The sequence below is a fragment of the Nonomuraea salmonea genome (assembly GCF_042428605.1).
GTDB lineage: Bacteria > Actinomycetota > Actinomycetes > Streptosporangiales > Streptosporangiaceae > Nonomuraea > Nonomuraea salmonea.
In genome coordinates, this window is record NZ_JBHMCF010000029.1 from 115,351 (window position 1) to 131,361 (window position 16,011).

Here is a 16,011-nt window from a genome sequence, read left to right on the forward strand (position 1 = left end):
ACGATCACCGTCCCGGTGCGACGGCGCCGGACCTGCTCGATCGAAGTCTCCCGCACGGTCGTCACGGCTGCTCCCTCCGACGCGGAGTTGTGCCTGCCCCGATCTACCCATTGCACGCCAACGACCGCCGCTCGTGAAGTCGTTCTTTGGGATTCGCCGCCGAAAGCTTTGCGGGAACGGCCGCCGGAGGTGTCCAGATGGCGGAAAGCGGGCCGGTGCTGCGGGCGGCATCTTCTATCCTGCGTAGGCGAACCGAATCGGAGGAGATGCTCGTGACCGCCCAGCGTGACTACGCCGACCTCGTCCAGCGAGGGCTCTCGCTCGACCTGACCAGGGGCAAGCCGTCGCCGCGCCAGCTCGACCTCTCCAACGACCTGCTGAAACTGCCCACGTCCTACCGTGCGGCCGACGGCACCGACGGCCGCAACTACGGCAACCTCCAGGGCCTGGCCGAGCTGCGCGAGCTGTTCGCGCCGCTGCTGCAGGTCCCGGCCGGGCAGCTGGTGGTCGGCGGCAACGCGAGCCTCGCGCTGATGCACGACACGGTCGTGCACGCGCTGCTCAGCAAGGTCCCCGGCGCCGCCCGCAGGTGGGTCGAGGAGCCGAAGGTCACGTTCCTGTGCCCGGTGCCCGGCTACGACCGGCACTTCACGATCTGCGAGCGGCTCGGCATCGAGATGGTCGCGGTGCCGATGACCCCGGAGGGCCCCGACATGGACGTCGTGGAGCAGCTGGTCTCCTCCGACGCGAGCGTCAAGGGCATGTGGTGCGTGCCGAAGTACAGCAACCCGTCGGGCGTCACCTACAGCGACGAGACCGTGCGCCGGCTGGCCGCCATGCCGGCGGCCGCGCCCGACTTCCGGATCTTCTGGGACAACGCCTACGCCGTCCACCACCTCACCGACACCCCCGACGAGCTGGCCGACCTCCTCACGCTGGCCGCCGAGCACGGCAACGCCGACCGCGTGTTCGTCTACGCCTCCACCTCGAAGGTGACGCTCGCCGGCTCAGGCGTGTCGTTCTTCGGCTCCTCGCCGGCCAACGTGAAGTGGTTCCTCGGCAACACCTCGAAGCAGTCGATCGGCCCCGACAAGATCAACCAGCTGCGCCACGTCGAGTTCCTGCGCGACCCGGCCGGCGTGGAGGCCCACATGCGCCGCCACGCGGAGCTGATCGGGCCCAAGTTCGAGCTGGTCGACAAGGTGCTGAGCGAGCGGCTGAGCGGCCTGGCCACCTGGACCAGCCCCAAGGGCGGCTACTTCATCAGCCTTGAGGTGCCCCACGCGGCCGAGGTCGTGGCCAAGGCCAAGGCGGCCGGCATCGCGCTCACCCCGGCGGGCGCGACGCACCCCTACGGCAAGGACCCGGACGACCGCACGATCAGGATCGCGCCCACCTTCCCCGAGCTCGACGAGCTGGAGCAGGCCATCGAGGGCCTGGCCGTGTGCGTCCGCCTGGTGGCGGAGGAGCGCGGCTAGCGCTGGCCGTTCCTGAAGCCGAAGATGTACTCGCGCGTCTCGCTCGGATGGAACGGGACGCCGACCCCCGGCTCGAAGGCGACGTTGTCGCGGGCGCAGTAACAGAGGCTCTCCCACACGGCCAGGGCCTTCTCCCTGGCCGGGGCCTCGACGCGGTCGCGCTTGCGCGCGCCGTACGAGCCGAGCACGTTCAGCAGCCCGAACCCCCAGAACAGGCCCGTCAGGCAGAACGGGGCGAGCAGCACCTCGCCCCACGCCGGGTCCTGTCCCATGGCGATGATCAGCGACATGACCAGGTGCATCAGGGCCGCGACGAGCAGCAGCACGTAGCCCTGGTTCCTGGTCCACGCGGTGTAGTGGCGGCTGGGGAACGACAGCCAGACCGCGAGCTGCGTCCGGCTCATCACGTGTTTGGACGCGCCGAGCGCCGCTGCCGTGGGCAGATCGGCGACCTCGCGCGCCCCCGGTAACCGCACCCGGCCGATCTTGTACGTGGTCCCGGCCGCGACCGCTCCGGGGACCGCGACGACCTGGTCATCCTTGGAGCACACCGGGCACTCGACGTTCATCCGGGCAGTCTGGCCTTAAGGAACGCGCTGCGCAAACCATAGGCTTCGAGATGTGAGACCGATTGATGCCTTGGTGAACGCCCTGCCCGAAGCGCGTGTCGTGACCGACCCCGATGTGATCGACTCCTATGCCCGGGATCGTACGTTTCTGGCGCCGGGCAAGCCGCTCGGCGTCGTGCTGGCCACCACGCGCGACGACGTGGTGACGACCCTGAAGTGGGCGAGCGAGCACCGGGTGCCGGTGGTGCCGCGCGGCGGGGGCACCGGCCTAGCAGGCGCGTCCGTCGCCGGCGACGGCACGATCGTCCTGTCGCTGGCCAGGATGACCGCGATCAGGGAGCTGTCGCCGGCCGACGAGATCGCGGTCGTCGAGCCCGGCGTCATCACCGCCGACCTCGACAGGGCCGCGAGGGAGCACGGGCTCATGTACGCGCCCGACCCCTCCTCGTACGAGATCTCCACGATCGGCGGGAACCTGGCCACCAACGCCGGCGGGCTGCGCTGCGTGAAGTACGGCGTGACCAGGGACTCCGCGCTCGGCCTCGAAGTGGTGCTGGCCGACGGCCGGGTGCTGAACACCGGCCGGCGCACGATGAAGGGCGTCACCGGCTACGACCTGACCGGCCTGTTCGTCGGCTCGGAAGGCACGCTCGGCGTGATCACCGCCGCCACCGTGCGGCTGCGCCGCGCACCGGCCGCGCCGCCCGCGACGTTCGCCGCCGAGTTCGGCTCGCTGCGCGACGCGGGCGCGGCCGTCTCGGCGATCATGGCGGCGGGGTGCCAGCCGTCCCTGATGGAGCTGCTCGACCGGGCCACGCTGCAGGCCATCGACGACTGGCGCAACATCGGCCTGGAGGCGAGCACGCAGGCCATGCTCATCGGGCAGTCCGACGTGCCCGACGGGCAGGCGGTGGTCGAGCGCATGGAGCGGATCTGCACCGAGAACGGCGCCTCGTTCGTGGCCGTCTCCTCCAGCCCGGCCGAGGCCGATGAGCTGGTGGGGCTGCGGCGGCTGGCGTACGGGGCCAAGGAGCGGCTGGGCGCGTGCCTGGTCGAGGACGTGTGCGTGCCCAGGTCCGTCCTGCCCGACATGATCACCGCGATCGAGGAGGCGGGCGTGCGGCACGGCGTGCGCATCGCGACCGTCGCGCACGCCGGCGACGGCAACCTGCACCCGGTCTTCATCTTCGAGCACGGGACGCTCGAACCGCCCGCCGAGGTGTGGGCGGCGGCGGACGAGGTGTTCAGGCGCGCGCTGGAGTTCGGCGGCACGCTCACCGGCGAGCACGGCGTGGGGCTGCTCAAACGGCGCTGGCTCGAGCTGGAGTCGGGGCCGGTGGCGGCCGAGCTCCAGCGGGGGATCAAGGCCGTCTTCGACCCGCTCGGCATCCTGAACCCGGGCAAGGCGATCTGATCTTCGGTTGACCAAGCCGTGACCTTGGGGTTCGCGGCGTACACGACCTGCACAGGAACGCTGACTTTGCTCGTCAAAACCTGAAACTTCTGACACGTCCGGCAGACGCCTCAAGCGTAGCGCTGGTAGCGTTTTGCCTCATCTATTGGGTTGTTATGGGGGTCCGACGTGAATCAGTTCCAGCCGTTGGCGGCGGACGATCCGCGGCGGCTGGGGGCGTTTGACATCGTCGCCCGGCTCGGCGAGGGCGGCCAGGGCGTTGTCTATCTCGGCAAGAGCGACTCCGGGGAACAGGTCGCGGTCAAGCTGCTGCACAACGCCCTCGTGGCCGACGCCGACGCCAGGACCCGCTTCCTGCGCGAGGTCGCCGTCGCGCAGCGGGTGGCGCGGTTCTGCACCGCGCCCGTGCTGCACGCCGACCTCGACGGGAGCCGGCCGTACATCGTCAGCGAGTACGTGCCGGGGCCGTCCCTGCGCGAGCTGGTCATCAATGAGGGACCGCGACGGGGCGCGGCGCTCGAACGGCTGGCCATCAGCACCGCCACCGCCCTGGCGGCCATCCACCGGGCCGGGATCCTGCACCGGGACTTCAAGCCCGCCAACGTGCTGATGGGGCCCGAGGGTCCCGTCGTGATCGACTTCGGCATCGCCCGCGCCCTCGACTCGCCCGGCGCCACCGCGACCGGCATGGCCATGGGCACCCCCTCGTACCTCGCGCCCGAGCAGCTCAGCGGGGCCGCCGTGTCCGAGGCGGCGGACGTGTTCGCGTGGGGCGTCACCATGGTGTTCGCCGCCACCGGCAAGCCCGCCTTCGGCGCCGACTCCATCCCCGTCGTGATGAACCGGATCCTCAACGAGGAGCCCGAACTCGGGACGATGGACGGCATGCTGGGCGAGCTGGTCGCCGCCTGCCTGTCCAAGGACCCTTCGCTGCGGCCCACCGCCGACGAGCTGATCGTCCACCTCACCGGCCAGCCCGCCCCGAAGGCCGCCATCGAGCCGGTCACCGGCTCCACCCCGACCGGCGCCCAGCCCGGCTCCACGCAGACCGGCCTCCCGCAAACCGCCGCCGACCAGGCCGCCGCCGGAGCCCAGGCCGCCGCGGCGGCTCAAAGTACCGCCGGGGCTTTCGGGGCCGACGCGGCTGAAGGTGCCGGCGGGGCTTTCGGGGCCGGCGGAGACGGCTCCGGCCAGGACCACTATCCCGGCCCCTGGACGCAGCCCACCGGCCCGTACCTCGCGGGCGGCCCCCAGGGCACGGCCCCTCCCCAGACCGGCGACTACGGCCACCTGGCCGCCACCGCCCACCTCGGCTCGGGCCTCCCCGGCCAGACCGGCCCTCAGGCCCAGCCCGGCGTTCCCGGCCACTCCGGCGTGCCCGGCCAGGGCGGCGTAGCGGGCGGTCCCGGGCAGGGTGGTGTGCCCGGTCAGGGTGTGCCCGGTCAGGGCGGGGTTCCCGGCAACCCGCCGCACGGCGCTCCGCACCCCGGCATGCCGCAGACCACCGGCCCCCTGCCGCTCGGCGGCCCCGGCAACGTGCCCGGCGGCCCAGCGCACGGCGGTATGCCCGGTCAGGCCGGTGCACCCGGTCAGGGCGCCCCAGGGCAGGGCGTTCCCGGACAGGGTGGACCGGCGCAGGGTGGGCCAGCGCAGGGCGGACCCGGGCAGGGGCAACCTGGGCAGGGGCAACCTGGGCAGGGGCAGCACGGCGGGCCCCAAGGGCCGGGCGGGATGCCGTTCGGACCGCAAGGGCCGGGCGTTCCCGGTCAGCTGGGCCCGCACGCCGGCGCTCAGGGCCCGCACGGGCCTACGCAGGGCGGGCCCGGGATGCCTCAGCAGCACGGCGCCCCCGGCGGCCCGTACCAGGGCGGCCCGGCCGGCCCTAACGGACCCGGTGGGCACGGCCCAGCTGGGCCCGGTACTGGTGCGCCCGGTGCCGGTGTGCCCGGTGCCGGTGGGCATGGCGCCGGTGCGCATGGCGCCGGTGCCGGTGGGCGCAGCGGGCCTGGTGGACCAGGTGGGCCAGGTGGACCAGGGCAGGACGGGGATGGGGCGCGGGCGAAGCAGCGGCGGACGCTGACTCTCGCGCTGTCCGGTGCGGCCGCCGCGGCGCTGCTGGTGGTGGCCGGGGCGGTGGTCGTGCAGGCGAACGCCGGCAAGGAGGTCCCGGTGGTCGCCGTGGGCAAGTCCTCCAGCGACACCGACGCCGACGGCGGCGGTTCCGGCCAGGGTGAGGCGCCCACGACGTCCGACTCGCCCACGCCGGCCCCGACGGGCTCCCCCGCGCCGGTCCCGACGCTGGACATCGAGCCGGAGAAGACGAAGAAGCCGAAGCCGACGAAGGAGCCGATCGCGCAGGTGCCGACGGTGACGACGACGGCGCCGTCGATCCGCCCGACGCCCAGGCCGACGCGCACGACGGTCGTGAACCCGGACAACAAGCCGAGCAAGACCCCGAAGCCGACCACGACCCGCAAGAAAGAGGTCAAGCCGAGCAAGTCGCTGAAGGCGAACACGGCCAGCGCCACGTCGCTGTGCGGCGCCGGCTACGCGATCATCAACTCGCACGCGCTGGCCGGCCACGCCACGGTCTACCTGCTCTACAACGCCGGCGCCGGGATGAACTGCGTGGTCACGATCTCCCGCTACGTCCACCCGAACAAGGTGAACATGAGCGCCATCCTCCAAGTCAAGGGCGGCGCCAGCGCGAACGACCCCGGCACGTTCACCGCCTACGCGGGCCCGGTGCGGCTGCCCGCCAAGAAGAAGTGCGTGATCTGGGGCGGCGCGTGGAACTCGTACGTCTGGAAGTCGGAGTGGAGCCACTGCACCTGAGCCCGCGGGCTGTGACGGGAGGCGGGCCTGCGTTAGCGTGGGCATGATCGTCGGCTCCGTACGAGGAGGGCGCCCGTGATCATCAGCAGGCTCGACACCGGCTCGGCCGACCACCGTGCCCGCAGGGAGGCGATGCTCGCCAAGCTGGCCGAGCTGGCCGCCGAGCAGGCGAAGGCGGTGGCGGGCGGCGGCGAGCGGTACGTCACCAGGCACCGCGCCCGCGGCAAGCTGACCGCCAGGGAGCGCGTCGAGCTGCTGGTCGACCCCGACTCGCCGTTCCTTGAGCTGTCGCCGCTCGCGGGATGGGGCACCGAGTTCCCCGTGGGCGCGAGCCTGGTCTCGGGCATCGGCGTGATCGAGGGCGTCGAGTGCGTGATCACGGCGAACGACCCGACGGTGCGCGGCGGGGCCTCGAACCCGTGGACGCTGCGCAAGACCGTGCGCGCCGCCGACATCGCCCTGCGCAACCGCCTGCCGTACGTGAATCTGGTCGAGAGCGGCGGCGCGGACCTGCCGACGCAGAAGGACATCTTCATCCCCGGCGGGCAGGTCTTCCGCGACCTGACGCGGTTGTCGGCGGCGGGGGTGCCGACGGTGGCGCTGGTGTTCGGCAACTCGACGGCGGGCGGCGCGTACGTGCCGGGCATGAGCGACCACGTGGTGATGGTCAGGGAGCGCGCGAAGGTGTTCCTTGGCGGGCCGCCGCTGGTGAAGATGGCGACCGGCGAGGAGTCCGACGACGAGTCGCTGGGCGGCGCGGAGATGCACGCCAGGGTGAGCGGCCTGGCCGACCATCTGGCGCAGGACGAGTACGACGCCTTACGCATCGGCCGCCGCATCGTCGCCTCGCTCGGCTGGCGCAAGCTGGGCCGCGAGCCGGACGGGGAGGTGCGCGAGCCGGCGTACCCGGCGGACGAGCTGCTCGGCATCGTGCCGGAGGACCTGAAGGTGCCGTTCGACCCGCGCGAGGTGATCGCCCGGGTGGTGGACGGCAGCGTGTTCGAGGAGTTCAAGCCGCTCTACGGCGCCTCGCTGGTGACGGGGTGGGCGAGCGTGCACGGCTACCGGGTGGGCGTGCTGGCGAACGCGCGCGGGGTGCTGTTCAGCGAGGAGTCGCAGAAGGCGACGCAGTTCATCCAGCTCGCGAACCAGACCCGCACCCCGCTGCTGTTCCTGCAGAACACGACCGGCTACATGGTCGGCAAGGACTACGAGCAGGGCGGCATCATCAAGCACGGCGCCATGATGATCAACGCGGTGTCCAACTCGACCGTGCCGCACCTGACCGTGGTCATGGGCGCCTCGTACGGGGCGGGCAACTACGGCATGTGCGGGCGCGCGTACGAGCCCCGCTTCCTGTTCAGCTGGCCGAGCGCCAGGTCGGCGGTGATGGGCCCGGCGCAGCTCGCCGGGGTGCTGTCCATCGTGGGCCGGGCGTCGGCGCTGGCGAAGGGGCAGCCGTACGACGAGGAGGCGGACGCGGCCATGCGCGCCATGGTGGAGCAGCAGATCGAGGCCGAGTCGGCGGCGTTCTTCCTGTCGGGCCGCCTGTACGACGACGGCGTGATCGACCCGCGTGACACGCGGACGGTGCTGGGCCTGTGCCTGTCGGCGATCAACAGCGCGCCGGTGCCTGAGCCGGCGGGATATGGAGTGTTCCGCCCGTGATCACCCGCCTGCTGGTCGCGAACCGGGGTGAGATCGCCCGGCGCGTGTTCCGTACCTGCCGCTCGCTCGGCGTCTCGACGGTCGCCGTCTTCTCCGACGCCGACGCGGACGCGCCGCACGTGGCCGAGGCCGACCTGGCGGTACGCCTGCCGGGCGTGTCGGCGGCCGAGACGTACCTGGACGCCGAGCGGATCCTCGCGGCCTGCCGGGCGAGCGGGGCGGACGCGGTGCACCCCGGTTACGGGTTCCTGTCGGAGAACGCCGCCTTCGCGCGGGCGGTGCTGGACGCAGGGCTGGTGTGGGTGGGGCCGCCACCCGAGGCGATCGCCGCCATGGGGGTCAAGATCGGGGCGAAGCGGCTGATGGCGGAGGCCGGCGTACCGGTGCTGCCCTCGCTCGACCTGGCCGCGCCCGGGGAGTACCCGCTGCTGGTCAAGGCGTCGGCGGGCGGCGGCGGGCGCGGGATGCGGATCGTGCGCGGGCCGGACGAGCTGGCCGAGGCGGTGGAGTCGGCGCGGCGCGAGTCGGCCGCGGCGTTCGGCGACGGCACGGTCTTCGCCGAGCCGCTGCTGGAACGGGCCCGCCACGTCGAGGTGCAGGTGCTGGCCGACCGGTACGGCGGCGTGTGGACGCTGGGCGAGCGCGAGTGCAGCGTGCAGCGGCGGCACCAGAAGGTGATCGAGGAGTGCCCGTCGCCCGGCGTCACGGAGGCGACGCGGGAGCTGCTGTACGACGCCGCCGCCAGAGCCGTCCGCAAGATCGGCTATGTCGGGGCCGGGACGGTGGAGTTCCTGGTCAAGGGCGACCGGGTGGCGTTCCTGGAGATGAACACCCGGCTCCAGGTCGAGCATCCGGTGACCGAGCTGGTCTACGGCGTCGATCTGGTCCGGCTGCAACTGGAGGTGGCCGAGGGCGCGGCGCTGCCGCCGTCGCCGCCCGAGCCGTCAGGGTGGGCGGTGGAGGCCCGCCTGTACGCCGAGGACGCCTCCTTCGTGCCGCAGAGCGGCACGTTGCGGCGGTTCGAGGTCCCCGGTGACGTGCGGGTGGACGCCGGGGTGGAGTCGGGGTCCGTGGTGCCGCCGCACTATGACGCGATGCTGGCCAAGGTGGTCGCGTACGGGGCGACGCGGGCGGGGGCGGTGCGGCGGCTGACGGGGGCGTTGCGCCGGGCGAAGCTGCACGGCGTACCGACTAACCGCGATTTATTAATCGACGTTCTGAAAAATCCGGACTTTGTGGCCGGTGACACGCACACCGGGCTGCTCGACCGCCCCCCGGCCCCCTCGGAGGCCGTCGACGACCTGGCTCCGCTGGCCGCCGCGCTCGCGATGGCCGCCGGGAACCGGCGCCGGGCACGCGTACTCGGCGGGCTGCCGGGCGGCTGGCGCAACGTCCGCTCCCAGCCCCGCACGGTCACCTTCGAGGAGACCGGCCCCGTCACCTACGACCCGCTGCCCCCTGACGTCCGCGTGGTCAGGGCCGGGCCCGACGAGGTGGTGCTGGAACGCGACGGCGTGCGGCGTACGTACGAGGTGGCCAGGTATGAACCGGAAGGCCCGCTCTACGTCGATCACGCCGAGGGCGCCGCGCGGCTGACCCCGCTCCCCCGCCTGCCGGAACCCGCCGAGCACACCGCCCCTGGCTCACTGCTCGCCCCCATGCCGGGTAGCGTGCTGCGGGTCGAGGTGGCGCCCGGCGACCGGGTGACCAAGGGGCAGACGGTCCTCGTCCTCGAAGCGATGAAGATGGAGCACCGGATCACCGCGCCGGCCGACGGAGTGGTGTCCGGCGTACACGTGGAGAAGGGCCGGCAGGTCGACGCGGGCGAGGTGCTGGCGATCATCCAGGAGGGGGACTCATGACGGGCCTGGTGCACAAGGAGCTCGCCGCGGGCGTCGCGACGATCACGCTCGACTCGCCGCACAACCGCAACGCGCTGTCCGTGGCGCTGCTCGGCGAGCTGTCCGAGCACCTGAAGCAGGCCCTGGACGAGCCCGCCGCCCGGGTGATCGTGCTGACCGCCACGGGGACGGTGTTCTGCTCGGGCGCCGACCTGAAGGAGCAGGGCGAGCCGGGGGCGCCGGTGACGGCGTCGTTCCCCGACATCATGGAGCTGATCTGGGAGAGCCCCAAGCCGGTCGTCTGCCGCCTCAACGGCACCGCGAGGGCGGGCGGGCTCGGCCTGGTCGCCGCGTGCGACTTCGCGATCGCGCCGCTGACGGCCTCGTTCGCGTTCACCGAGGTACGTCTCGGGGTCGCGCCCGCCATGATCGCCGTGCCGGTCCTCAGGAGGCTGTCGGCCAGGGCGGCGGCCGAATACTTCCTGACCGGCGAGGTGTTCGACGCGGCGCGGGCCGTGGAGATCGGACTGCTGTCGCGGGCCGTCCCCGAGGACGAGCTGGACGCCACCGTCGCCCGCTACACCGAGATGCTGGCCAAGGGCGGCCCCGAGGCGCTCGCCATCACGAAACGGCTGGTCAGGGAGGTGCCCGCGATGTCGTTCCACGACGGGCTGCGGGCCATGGCCGAGCTGTCGGCCGAGCGCTTCACCTCCGAGGAGGGCCAGGAGGGCATCGCCGCGTTCAAGGCCAAGCGCCCGCCCGCGTGGACGGTGTGAGCCCCGTGGTGCTGCGCGTCGCCAACTGCAGCGGCTTCTACGGCGACCGGCTCTCCGCCGCCCGCGAGATGGTGACGGGCGGGCCGATCGACGTGCTGACCGGCGACTGGCTGGCCGAGCTGACCATGTTCATCCTGGCCGGCAACCGGCTCAAGGGCCGTCCCGGGTACGCGCCGACGTTCCTGCGCCAGCTCGAAGACGTTCTGGGCCCCTGCCTCGACCGCGGCATCAAGATCGTGACGAACGCGGGCGGTCTCGACCCCGCCGGGTGCGCCGAGGCCGTCCACGAGCTCGGCGACCGGCTCGGGCTCAGCCCCTCCATCGCGTACGTCACCGGCGACGACCTCACCGGTCTGCCCCTCGACCTCGTCAACGCCGACACGGGCGAGCGCCTCGGCGCCACCCCGCTCACCGCCAACGCCTACCTCGGCGGCCGGCCCATCGCCGCCGCGCTCGCGGCCGGCGCGGACGTCGTGGTGACCGGGCGGGTGACCGACGCGGCGCTCGTGACCGGGCCCGGCATCTGGCGGTACGGCTGGGAGCCTGGCGACCTCGACGCGCTGGCCGGGTCGGTGGTGGCCGGGCACGTCATCGAGTGCGGCTGCCAGGCGACCGGCGGCAACTACGCGTTCTTCCAGGACGTTCCCGACCTCGGACACTGCGGCTTCCCGCTCGCCGAGCTGCACGCCGACGGCTCCTCCGTCATCACCAAGCACCCCGGCACCGGCGGCCTGGTCTCGGTCGGCACCGTCACCGCGCAGCTCGTGTACGAGCTCGGCGGCCCCCGCTACCTCGGGCCCGACGTGGTCGCCCGCTTCGACACCATCACGCTCACCGACGACGGCCCCGACCGGGTCCGCGTCTCCGGCGTCCGCGGGGAGCCGCCACCTGACACGCTCAAGGCGTCGGTCAACCATCTGGGCGGCTACCGCAACACGATGACGCTCGTCCTGACCGGCCTCGACCTGCCAGCCAAGGCAAGGCTGGCCGAGGAGGCCCTGTGGGCCCGCATCCCCCGTGACCGCTTCGACGAGGTCTCCGTCACCCTCACCGGCCTGGACCCGCGGTCGGAGTCCGGGACGGCACTTCTGCGGATCACGGTCATGTCCGGCGACCGCCGCACGGCGGGCCGCGCCTTCTCATCGGCCGTCGTCGAGACCGGTCTCGCCAGCTACCCCGGCTTCTACGCCCTCACCCCGCCGGGGGACGCCTCCCCGTACGGCGTGCACTGGCCGGTCCTCGTCCCGGCCGCCCAGGTCCGCCCCCGCGTCTTCGTGGACGGCACCGAGATCCCCTTCGAGCAGCCGCCCCCGCCCACCGAGGCGCCGATCATCCAGCAAGCCCCCACGCCACGGCCGGCTCCCGGTGGGAAGGGCGTGCCGATCCCGCTGGGCCGCATCGCCGGGGCCCGATCGGGCGACAAGGGCGGGAACGCGAACCTGGGCGTCTGGACCGACACCCGGCCCCGCTACGACTGGCTGGCCGCGTACCTCACCGTGGAGACCCTGAAGGACCTCCTCCCGGCCCTGCGCCCGTACCGCGTGGACCGGCACGACCTGCCCAACCTCAAGGCCGTCAACTTCGTGATCCACGGCCTCCTCGGCCGGGGTGTGGCGGCGAGCACCCGCCTGGACCCGCAGGCCAAGGCGCTGGGCGAGGAGCTACGAGCCCGCCCGGTGGAGGTCCCGGCCGACCTTCACCCCTGAGCGGTCCAGCCCAGCAGGGCCGCGCCGAGCAGGCCGGCCAGGGGGCCGAGGCGCGAGGTCCGTACGTCGGGAGCGGGGCGGAAGGCGAGCCGGGCGGCCAGCCGCTCGCGCAGGGGTACCACGAGCGCGTCCCCCGCCTGCGACACGCCGCCCCCGATGACAACGGCCGCGGGATCGAGCACCAGCGTGTACGTCGCCAGCGCCAGCGCGAGCGCCTCCACCGCCTCCGCCCACACCGCCGTGGCCCGCGCGTCGCCCTGGGCGGCCAGCCGGACGACGTCCTCGGCGCCGGGGACCCCGCACCGCGCCGCCACGGCCGACCCCGACGCGTACGCCGCCAGGCACCCCGCCTGCCCGCACCCGCACGCGAGCCCGTCGGGCCACACCGGGACGTGCCCGATCTGCCCGGCCCAGCCGCCCGCGCCGCCATAGAGCGCGCCCGACGGCACCACGGCTCCCGCGATGCCCGTGCCGATCGGCAGGTACAGCACATGTGCTTCGCCGCCCCCGTACGCCAGCTCGGCCTCCCCCGCCGACCGCACGTCGTGGCCGAGCGCGACGGGCAGGTCCACGTCGGCGAACGCGGCAGCGGGCACGTCACGCCAGCCGAAGGCGGCGGAGAAGACGGCATGCGTGGGGCTGACGAGCCCCGGCACGGCCAGCCCCACCGCCACCGGCCGCGCCCCCTCCGCGAGGTCCCCGGGGCCCGGTGAGGGTGCGCTTGAGCCGGCCCAGGGCCGAGTGAGGTCGGCGGCGAAGCGGGAGATCGCCGCGATCACGCGCTCCGGCCCTTCGGCGCGCGGCGTGGGCCGGTGTTCGAGGTGGAGGATCGTCCCGTCGCGGGCGACGAGCCCGCCCTTCATGGTGGTGCCGCCGACGTCGATCGCGGCCACGTACGTCACCCGCGGCATCCTTTCACAACGCCACGGTTGACCGGCCGGGAGCCGCTCTCGTAGGGTCAGGCACCAGAATATCGTTCTGTCGAGGGGCGGCCCATGACCTCCACCCACATCGACGTCGGCACGATCGACTTCGACGCGCTCGGCGCGTGGATGGACACCCAGGGCCTGCCCGGCGGCCCCATCACCGGCCCCGCGCCGGTCCTCGGCGGCACGCAGAACGTCATGGTCCGCTTCGAGCGCGGCGGCCGCCCGTACATCCTGCGCCGCCCGCCCGTCCACGCCCGCAGCAAGAGCAACGAGGTGCTGCGCCGCGAGGCGCGCGTGCTGGCGGCGCTGCGCGGCACGCAGGTCCCCGCGCCCCGGCTGGTGGCCGCGCAGACGCTGCGTGAGCCGGTGTTCTACCTCATGGAGCCGGTGGACGGGTTCAACCCCTCGACGGGGCTGCCGGAGCCGCACGCCTCCGACCCGGCGATCAGGCACCGCATGGGCCTGGAGGCCGCCGCGGCGCTGGCCGAGCTGGGGCGGGTCGATCCCGGCGTGCTGCCGGGGTTCGGGCGGCCCGACGGCTTTTTGGAGCGGCAGGTGCCGCGCTGGCTGAAGGAGCTCGACTCGTACGGCGAGCTCGACGGCTATCCGGGCCCCGACATCCCCGGCCTGCGCGAGACCGCCGCGTGGCTGACCCGGCACCTGCCCCGCGCGTTCACGCCGGGCATCATGCACGGCGACTACCACTTCGCGAACCTGATGTTCGCCTGCGACGGGCCGCGCGTGGCGGCGATCGTCGACTGGGAGATGTGCACGATCGGCGACCCGCTGCTCGACCTGGGCTGGCTGCTGGCCACCTGGCCGTCGAGCGCGGGGCACGTACCCGGCCTGCCGGCGCCGCAGGAGATCGTCGCCTACTACGGGGAGCTGTCGGAGCGGGACATGTCGGCCGTCGAGTGGTACGCGGTCATGGCCTGCTTCAAGCTGGGCATCGTGCTCGAAGGCACCCACGCGCGGGCGTGCGCCGGCAAAGCGCCCAAGGACATCGGCGACCTGCTGCACGCGACGACGCTGAGCCTGTTCGAGCGGGCGCGGGAGTTCATGGGCGGCGCGCTCTCCTGATCGGTCGAACGCCCCAAAAGCTACACATAGCCACCATAAATCGCCACAAAAGGCATATGTCGGCGCCAGCCTTATATCACGATTTCCGGAAAAACGATCACATGCTTACCCCCGGCCCGTACAATTGCGCGCAATTGCATCAATCATCGGGGAAGGAACGTCATGCGTATGCGGTTTCTCGGCTCCACCTCGGAGGCGGGCGCCTGCCCCACCCTGTACGAGACCGACCGCGGCACCATCGTCGTGCAGGGTCTGCAAGTCACCGACGCGGAGGCGCTGGCGGACCTCCGCGACGTCCTCGACGGCGAGACAGCGGTCGAAGTGCCCCGCGAACTCCTCACCGACATCGCCCGCCGCGTCCTGCCCGATGATCGGAATGGGACGGTAACCGCTTTCCCGACCAGCGAAGAGACACCCACGGCAACCGCTTGATCACATTTGCGGAGGGCCCTGGCATGATCGGCGTGACCGGAGCTAGCCTCTTGCCGCGTGACGTCCTTTCAGCAGGCGCGCATCGATCTCGGCAGCCAGTTACGCCAATTGCGCGAGGCGGCCCATCTGTCGGGCAAGGAGCTGGCCGAGCGGTTGCGCTGGCAACCCTCCAAGGTCTCCCGCCTCGAGAACGCCCGGCAGACTGCGACCGAGGATGACGTCGTCGTGTGGGCGCAGGCCGTCAACGCCTCGCCCGACACGACCGACGAGCTCATCCGGCAGTCGATCGCGCTGCTCGAACGGCACGACGACTGGAAACAGCGCCACCGCAGCGGCCTGGCCGCACTCCAGGAGGACATCCGCGACCTGGAGGCGCGCACCAAACTGTTCCGCGTCTTCGAGCCCGGCATCATCGTGGGCCTGCTGCAGACCTCCGAGTACGCCAGGCACGTCTTCCGCAAGGTCAAGCGCCTCTACAGCGCCGCCGACCAGATCGACGCGGCGGTTCGGGTGCGCATGCAGCGCCAGGAGATCCTGTACGACCGCACGCGCACGTTCAGGTTCGTCGTCACGGAGGCCGCGCTGCGCTCCGCGGTGGCCCCGCCCGAGGTGATGCGCGGCCAGCTCGACCGCCTGCTCGCGGTCAGCACCCTGCCGAACGTGGAGTTCGGCGTCATCCCGTTCGGCACCGAGCTGCCGTCCAGCCCGATCAACGGCTTCTGGATCTTCAACGAGGCCATGGTCGCGGTCGCCACCATGACGAAGGACCTCATCCTGCGCGACCCCGACGACATCGCCTTTTACGTACGGGCCTTCGACGATTACGTGAAGGTGGCGGAGTTCGATGAGACCGGACGGGAGGTCATCATCTCCGTTCTTCACGAATACCGGAAACAAACTCCACATTAACCGCAGCAATTGCTTGCCTCCTCCGCCAAGATCGTGCAATTCTGTCGCGAGACGTTGCGGAGGTGACGCATGATGCTTGATACCGCGCTCAGCCTTGAGCGCTTCGCCTGGCACGCGGGTCGTCACGCTGACCTGTCCGTGCAGAGCATCGCGCTGGCCTGCGACCCGGCGTACGTGTCGGTTCGCAACCGGTTCTCCGCCACCCTCGCCGAGACCGTCACCTGCTCCGACGAGGGCGCGTTCATCACCTCCTGGGGCTACCGCCTGGGCACCACCGACGACGTCGAGTCGGCCGCCGCCCGCCTCGCCTTCCTCCTCGCCGCCCTCCCCGCCTGACCACCCCGCCTGATCGCCCCGCCTGATCACCGTGCCTG

13 protein-coding genes are annotated in these 16,011 nt (G+C 72.3%); 11 read left to right on the forward strand and 2 right to left on the reverse strand.

From position 1 onward, the window contains the following. The first annotated feature begins 266 nt into the window (after positions 1-266). Positions 267-1,478, forward strand: coding sequence for an aspartate aminotransferase type Ic (locus tag ACFFR3_RS24705; RefSeq protein WP_364364274.1), 1,212 nt, complete (start codon positions 267-269; stop codon positions 1,476-1,478). Here the strand turns inward: ACFFR3_RS24705 and ACFFR3_RS24710 are convergent. Continuing rightward, the gene (locus ACFFR3_RS24710; RefSeq protein ID WP_345386892.1) at positions 1,475-2,047 is read right to left on the reverse strand and encodes a hypothetical protein; all 573 of its coding nucleotides are present in this window, start codon (positions 2,045-2,047) and stop codon (positions 1,475-1,477) included. The two genes, ACFFR3_RS24705 and ACFFR3_RS24710, sit on opposite strands and share 4 nt — an antisense overlap. Positions 2,048-2,099: 52 nt before the next feature. Here ACFFR3_RS24710 and ACFFR3_RS24715 point away from each other — a divergent pair, with 52 nt between their 5' ends. From ACFFR3_RS24715 to ACFFR3_RS24740, 6 genes are all read left to right on the forward strand, one after another. Continuing rightward, positions 2,100-3,461, forward strand: a complete 1,362-nt coding sequence (locus tag ACFFR3_RS24715) for an FAD-binding oxidoreductase (RefSeq protein ID WP_379483912.1) — start codon at positions 2,100-2,102, stop codon at positions 3,459-3,461. A gap of 168 nt (positions 3,462-3,629) precedes the next feature. Continuing rightward, complete coding sequence (locus ACFFR3_RS24720; RefSeq protein WP_379483913.1) at positions 3,630-6,296, forward strand: serine/threonine protein kinase; 2,667 nt, start codon at positions 3,630-3,632, stop codon at positions 6,294-6,296. Between the two features lie 132 nt (positions 6,297-6,428). Beyond that, on the forward strand, positions 6,429-7,964 hold the full coding sequence (locus ACFFR3_RS24725; RefSeq protein WP_345409274.1) for an acyl-CoA carboxylase subunit beta: 1,536 nt from the start codon (positions 6,429-6,431) through the stop codon (positions 7,962-7,964). Then, the gene (locus ACFFR3_RS24730; RefSeq protein ID WP_364364260.1) at positions 7,961-9,826 is read left to right on the forward strand and encodes an ATP-binding protein; all 1,866 of its coding nucleotides are present in this window, start codon (positions 7,961-7,963) and stop codon (positions 9,824-9,826) included. The genes ACFFR3_RS24725 and ACFFR3_RS24730 overlap by 4 nt, the downstream gene beginning before the upstream one ends. Continuing rightward, the gene (locus ACFFR3_RS24735) at positions 9,823-10,581 is read left to right on the forward strand and encodes an enoyl-CoA hydratase-related protein (RefSeq protein ID WP_345386900.1); all 759 of its coding nucleotides are present in this window, start codon (positions 9,823-9,825) and stop codon (positions 10,579-10,581) included. Before ACFFR3_RS24730 ends, ACFFR3_RS24735 begins: the two co-directional genes overlap by 4 nt. After that, a complete protein-coding gene (locus tag ACFFR3_RS24740) occupies positions 10,569-12,287 on the forward strand; it encodes an acyclic terpene utilization AtuA family protein (protein ID WP_364364256.1) in 1,719 nt (572 codons plus the stop codon). The genes ACFFR3_RS24735 and ACFFR3_RS24740 overlap by 13 nt, the downstream gene beginning before the upstream one ends. Here the strand turns inward: ACFFR3_RS24740 and ACFFR3_RS24745 are convergent. Next, complete coding sequence (locus ACFFR3_RS24745) at positions 12,278-13,189, reverse strand: ROK family protein (RefSeq protein WP_364364253.1); 912 nt, start codon at positions 13,187-13,189, stop codon at positions 12,278-12,280. The two genes, ACFFR3_RS24740 and ACFFR3_RS24745, sit on opposite strands and share 10 nt — an antisense overlap. A gap of 93 nt (positions 13,190-13,282) precedes the next feature. On the opposite strand from ACFFR3_RS24745, the gene ACFFR3_RS24750 reads away from it, so the two are divergent. From ACFFR3_RS24750 to ACFFR3_RS24765, 4 genes are all read left to right on the forward strand, one after another. Continuing rightward, positions 13,283-14,296: a phosphotransferase family protein gene (locus tag ACFFR3_RS24750; RefSeq protein ID WP_345386910.1), complete on the forward strand. Its 1,014-nt coding sequence runs from the start codon at positions 13,283-13,285 to the stop codon at positions 14,294-14,296. A gap of 168 nt (positions 14,297-14,464) precedes the next feature. Then, positions 14,465-14,728 carry a hypothetical protein gene (locus ACFFR3_RS24755; RefSeq protein ID WP_345386912.1) on the forward strand — a complete coding sequence of 88 codons (264 nt, stop codon included), beginning with the start codon at positions 14,465-14,467 and terminating at the stop codon, positions 14,726-14,728. Positions 14,729-14,785: 57 nt separating this feature from the next. Then, positions 14,786-15,637, forward strand: coding sequence for a helix-turn-helix domain-containing protein (locus tag ACFFR3_RS24760; protein WP_345386915.1), 852 nt, complete (start codon positions 14,786-14,788; stop codon positions 15,635-15,637). A 69-nt stretch (positions 15,638-15,706) separates the two neighbouring features. Further along, positions 15,707-15,973, forward strand: coding sequence for a hypothetical protein (locus tag ACFFR3_RS24765; protein WP_345386917.1), 267 nt, complete (start codon positions 15,707-15,709; stop codon positions 15,971-15,973). Positions 15,974-16,011: the final 38 nt, after the last annotated feature.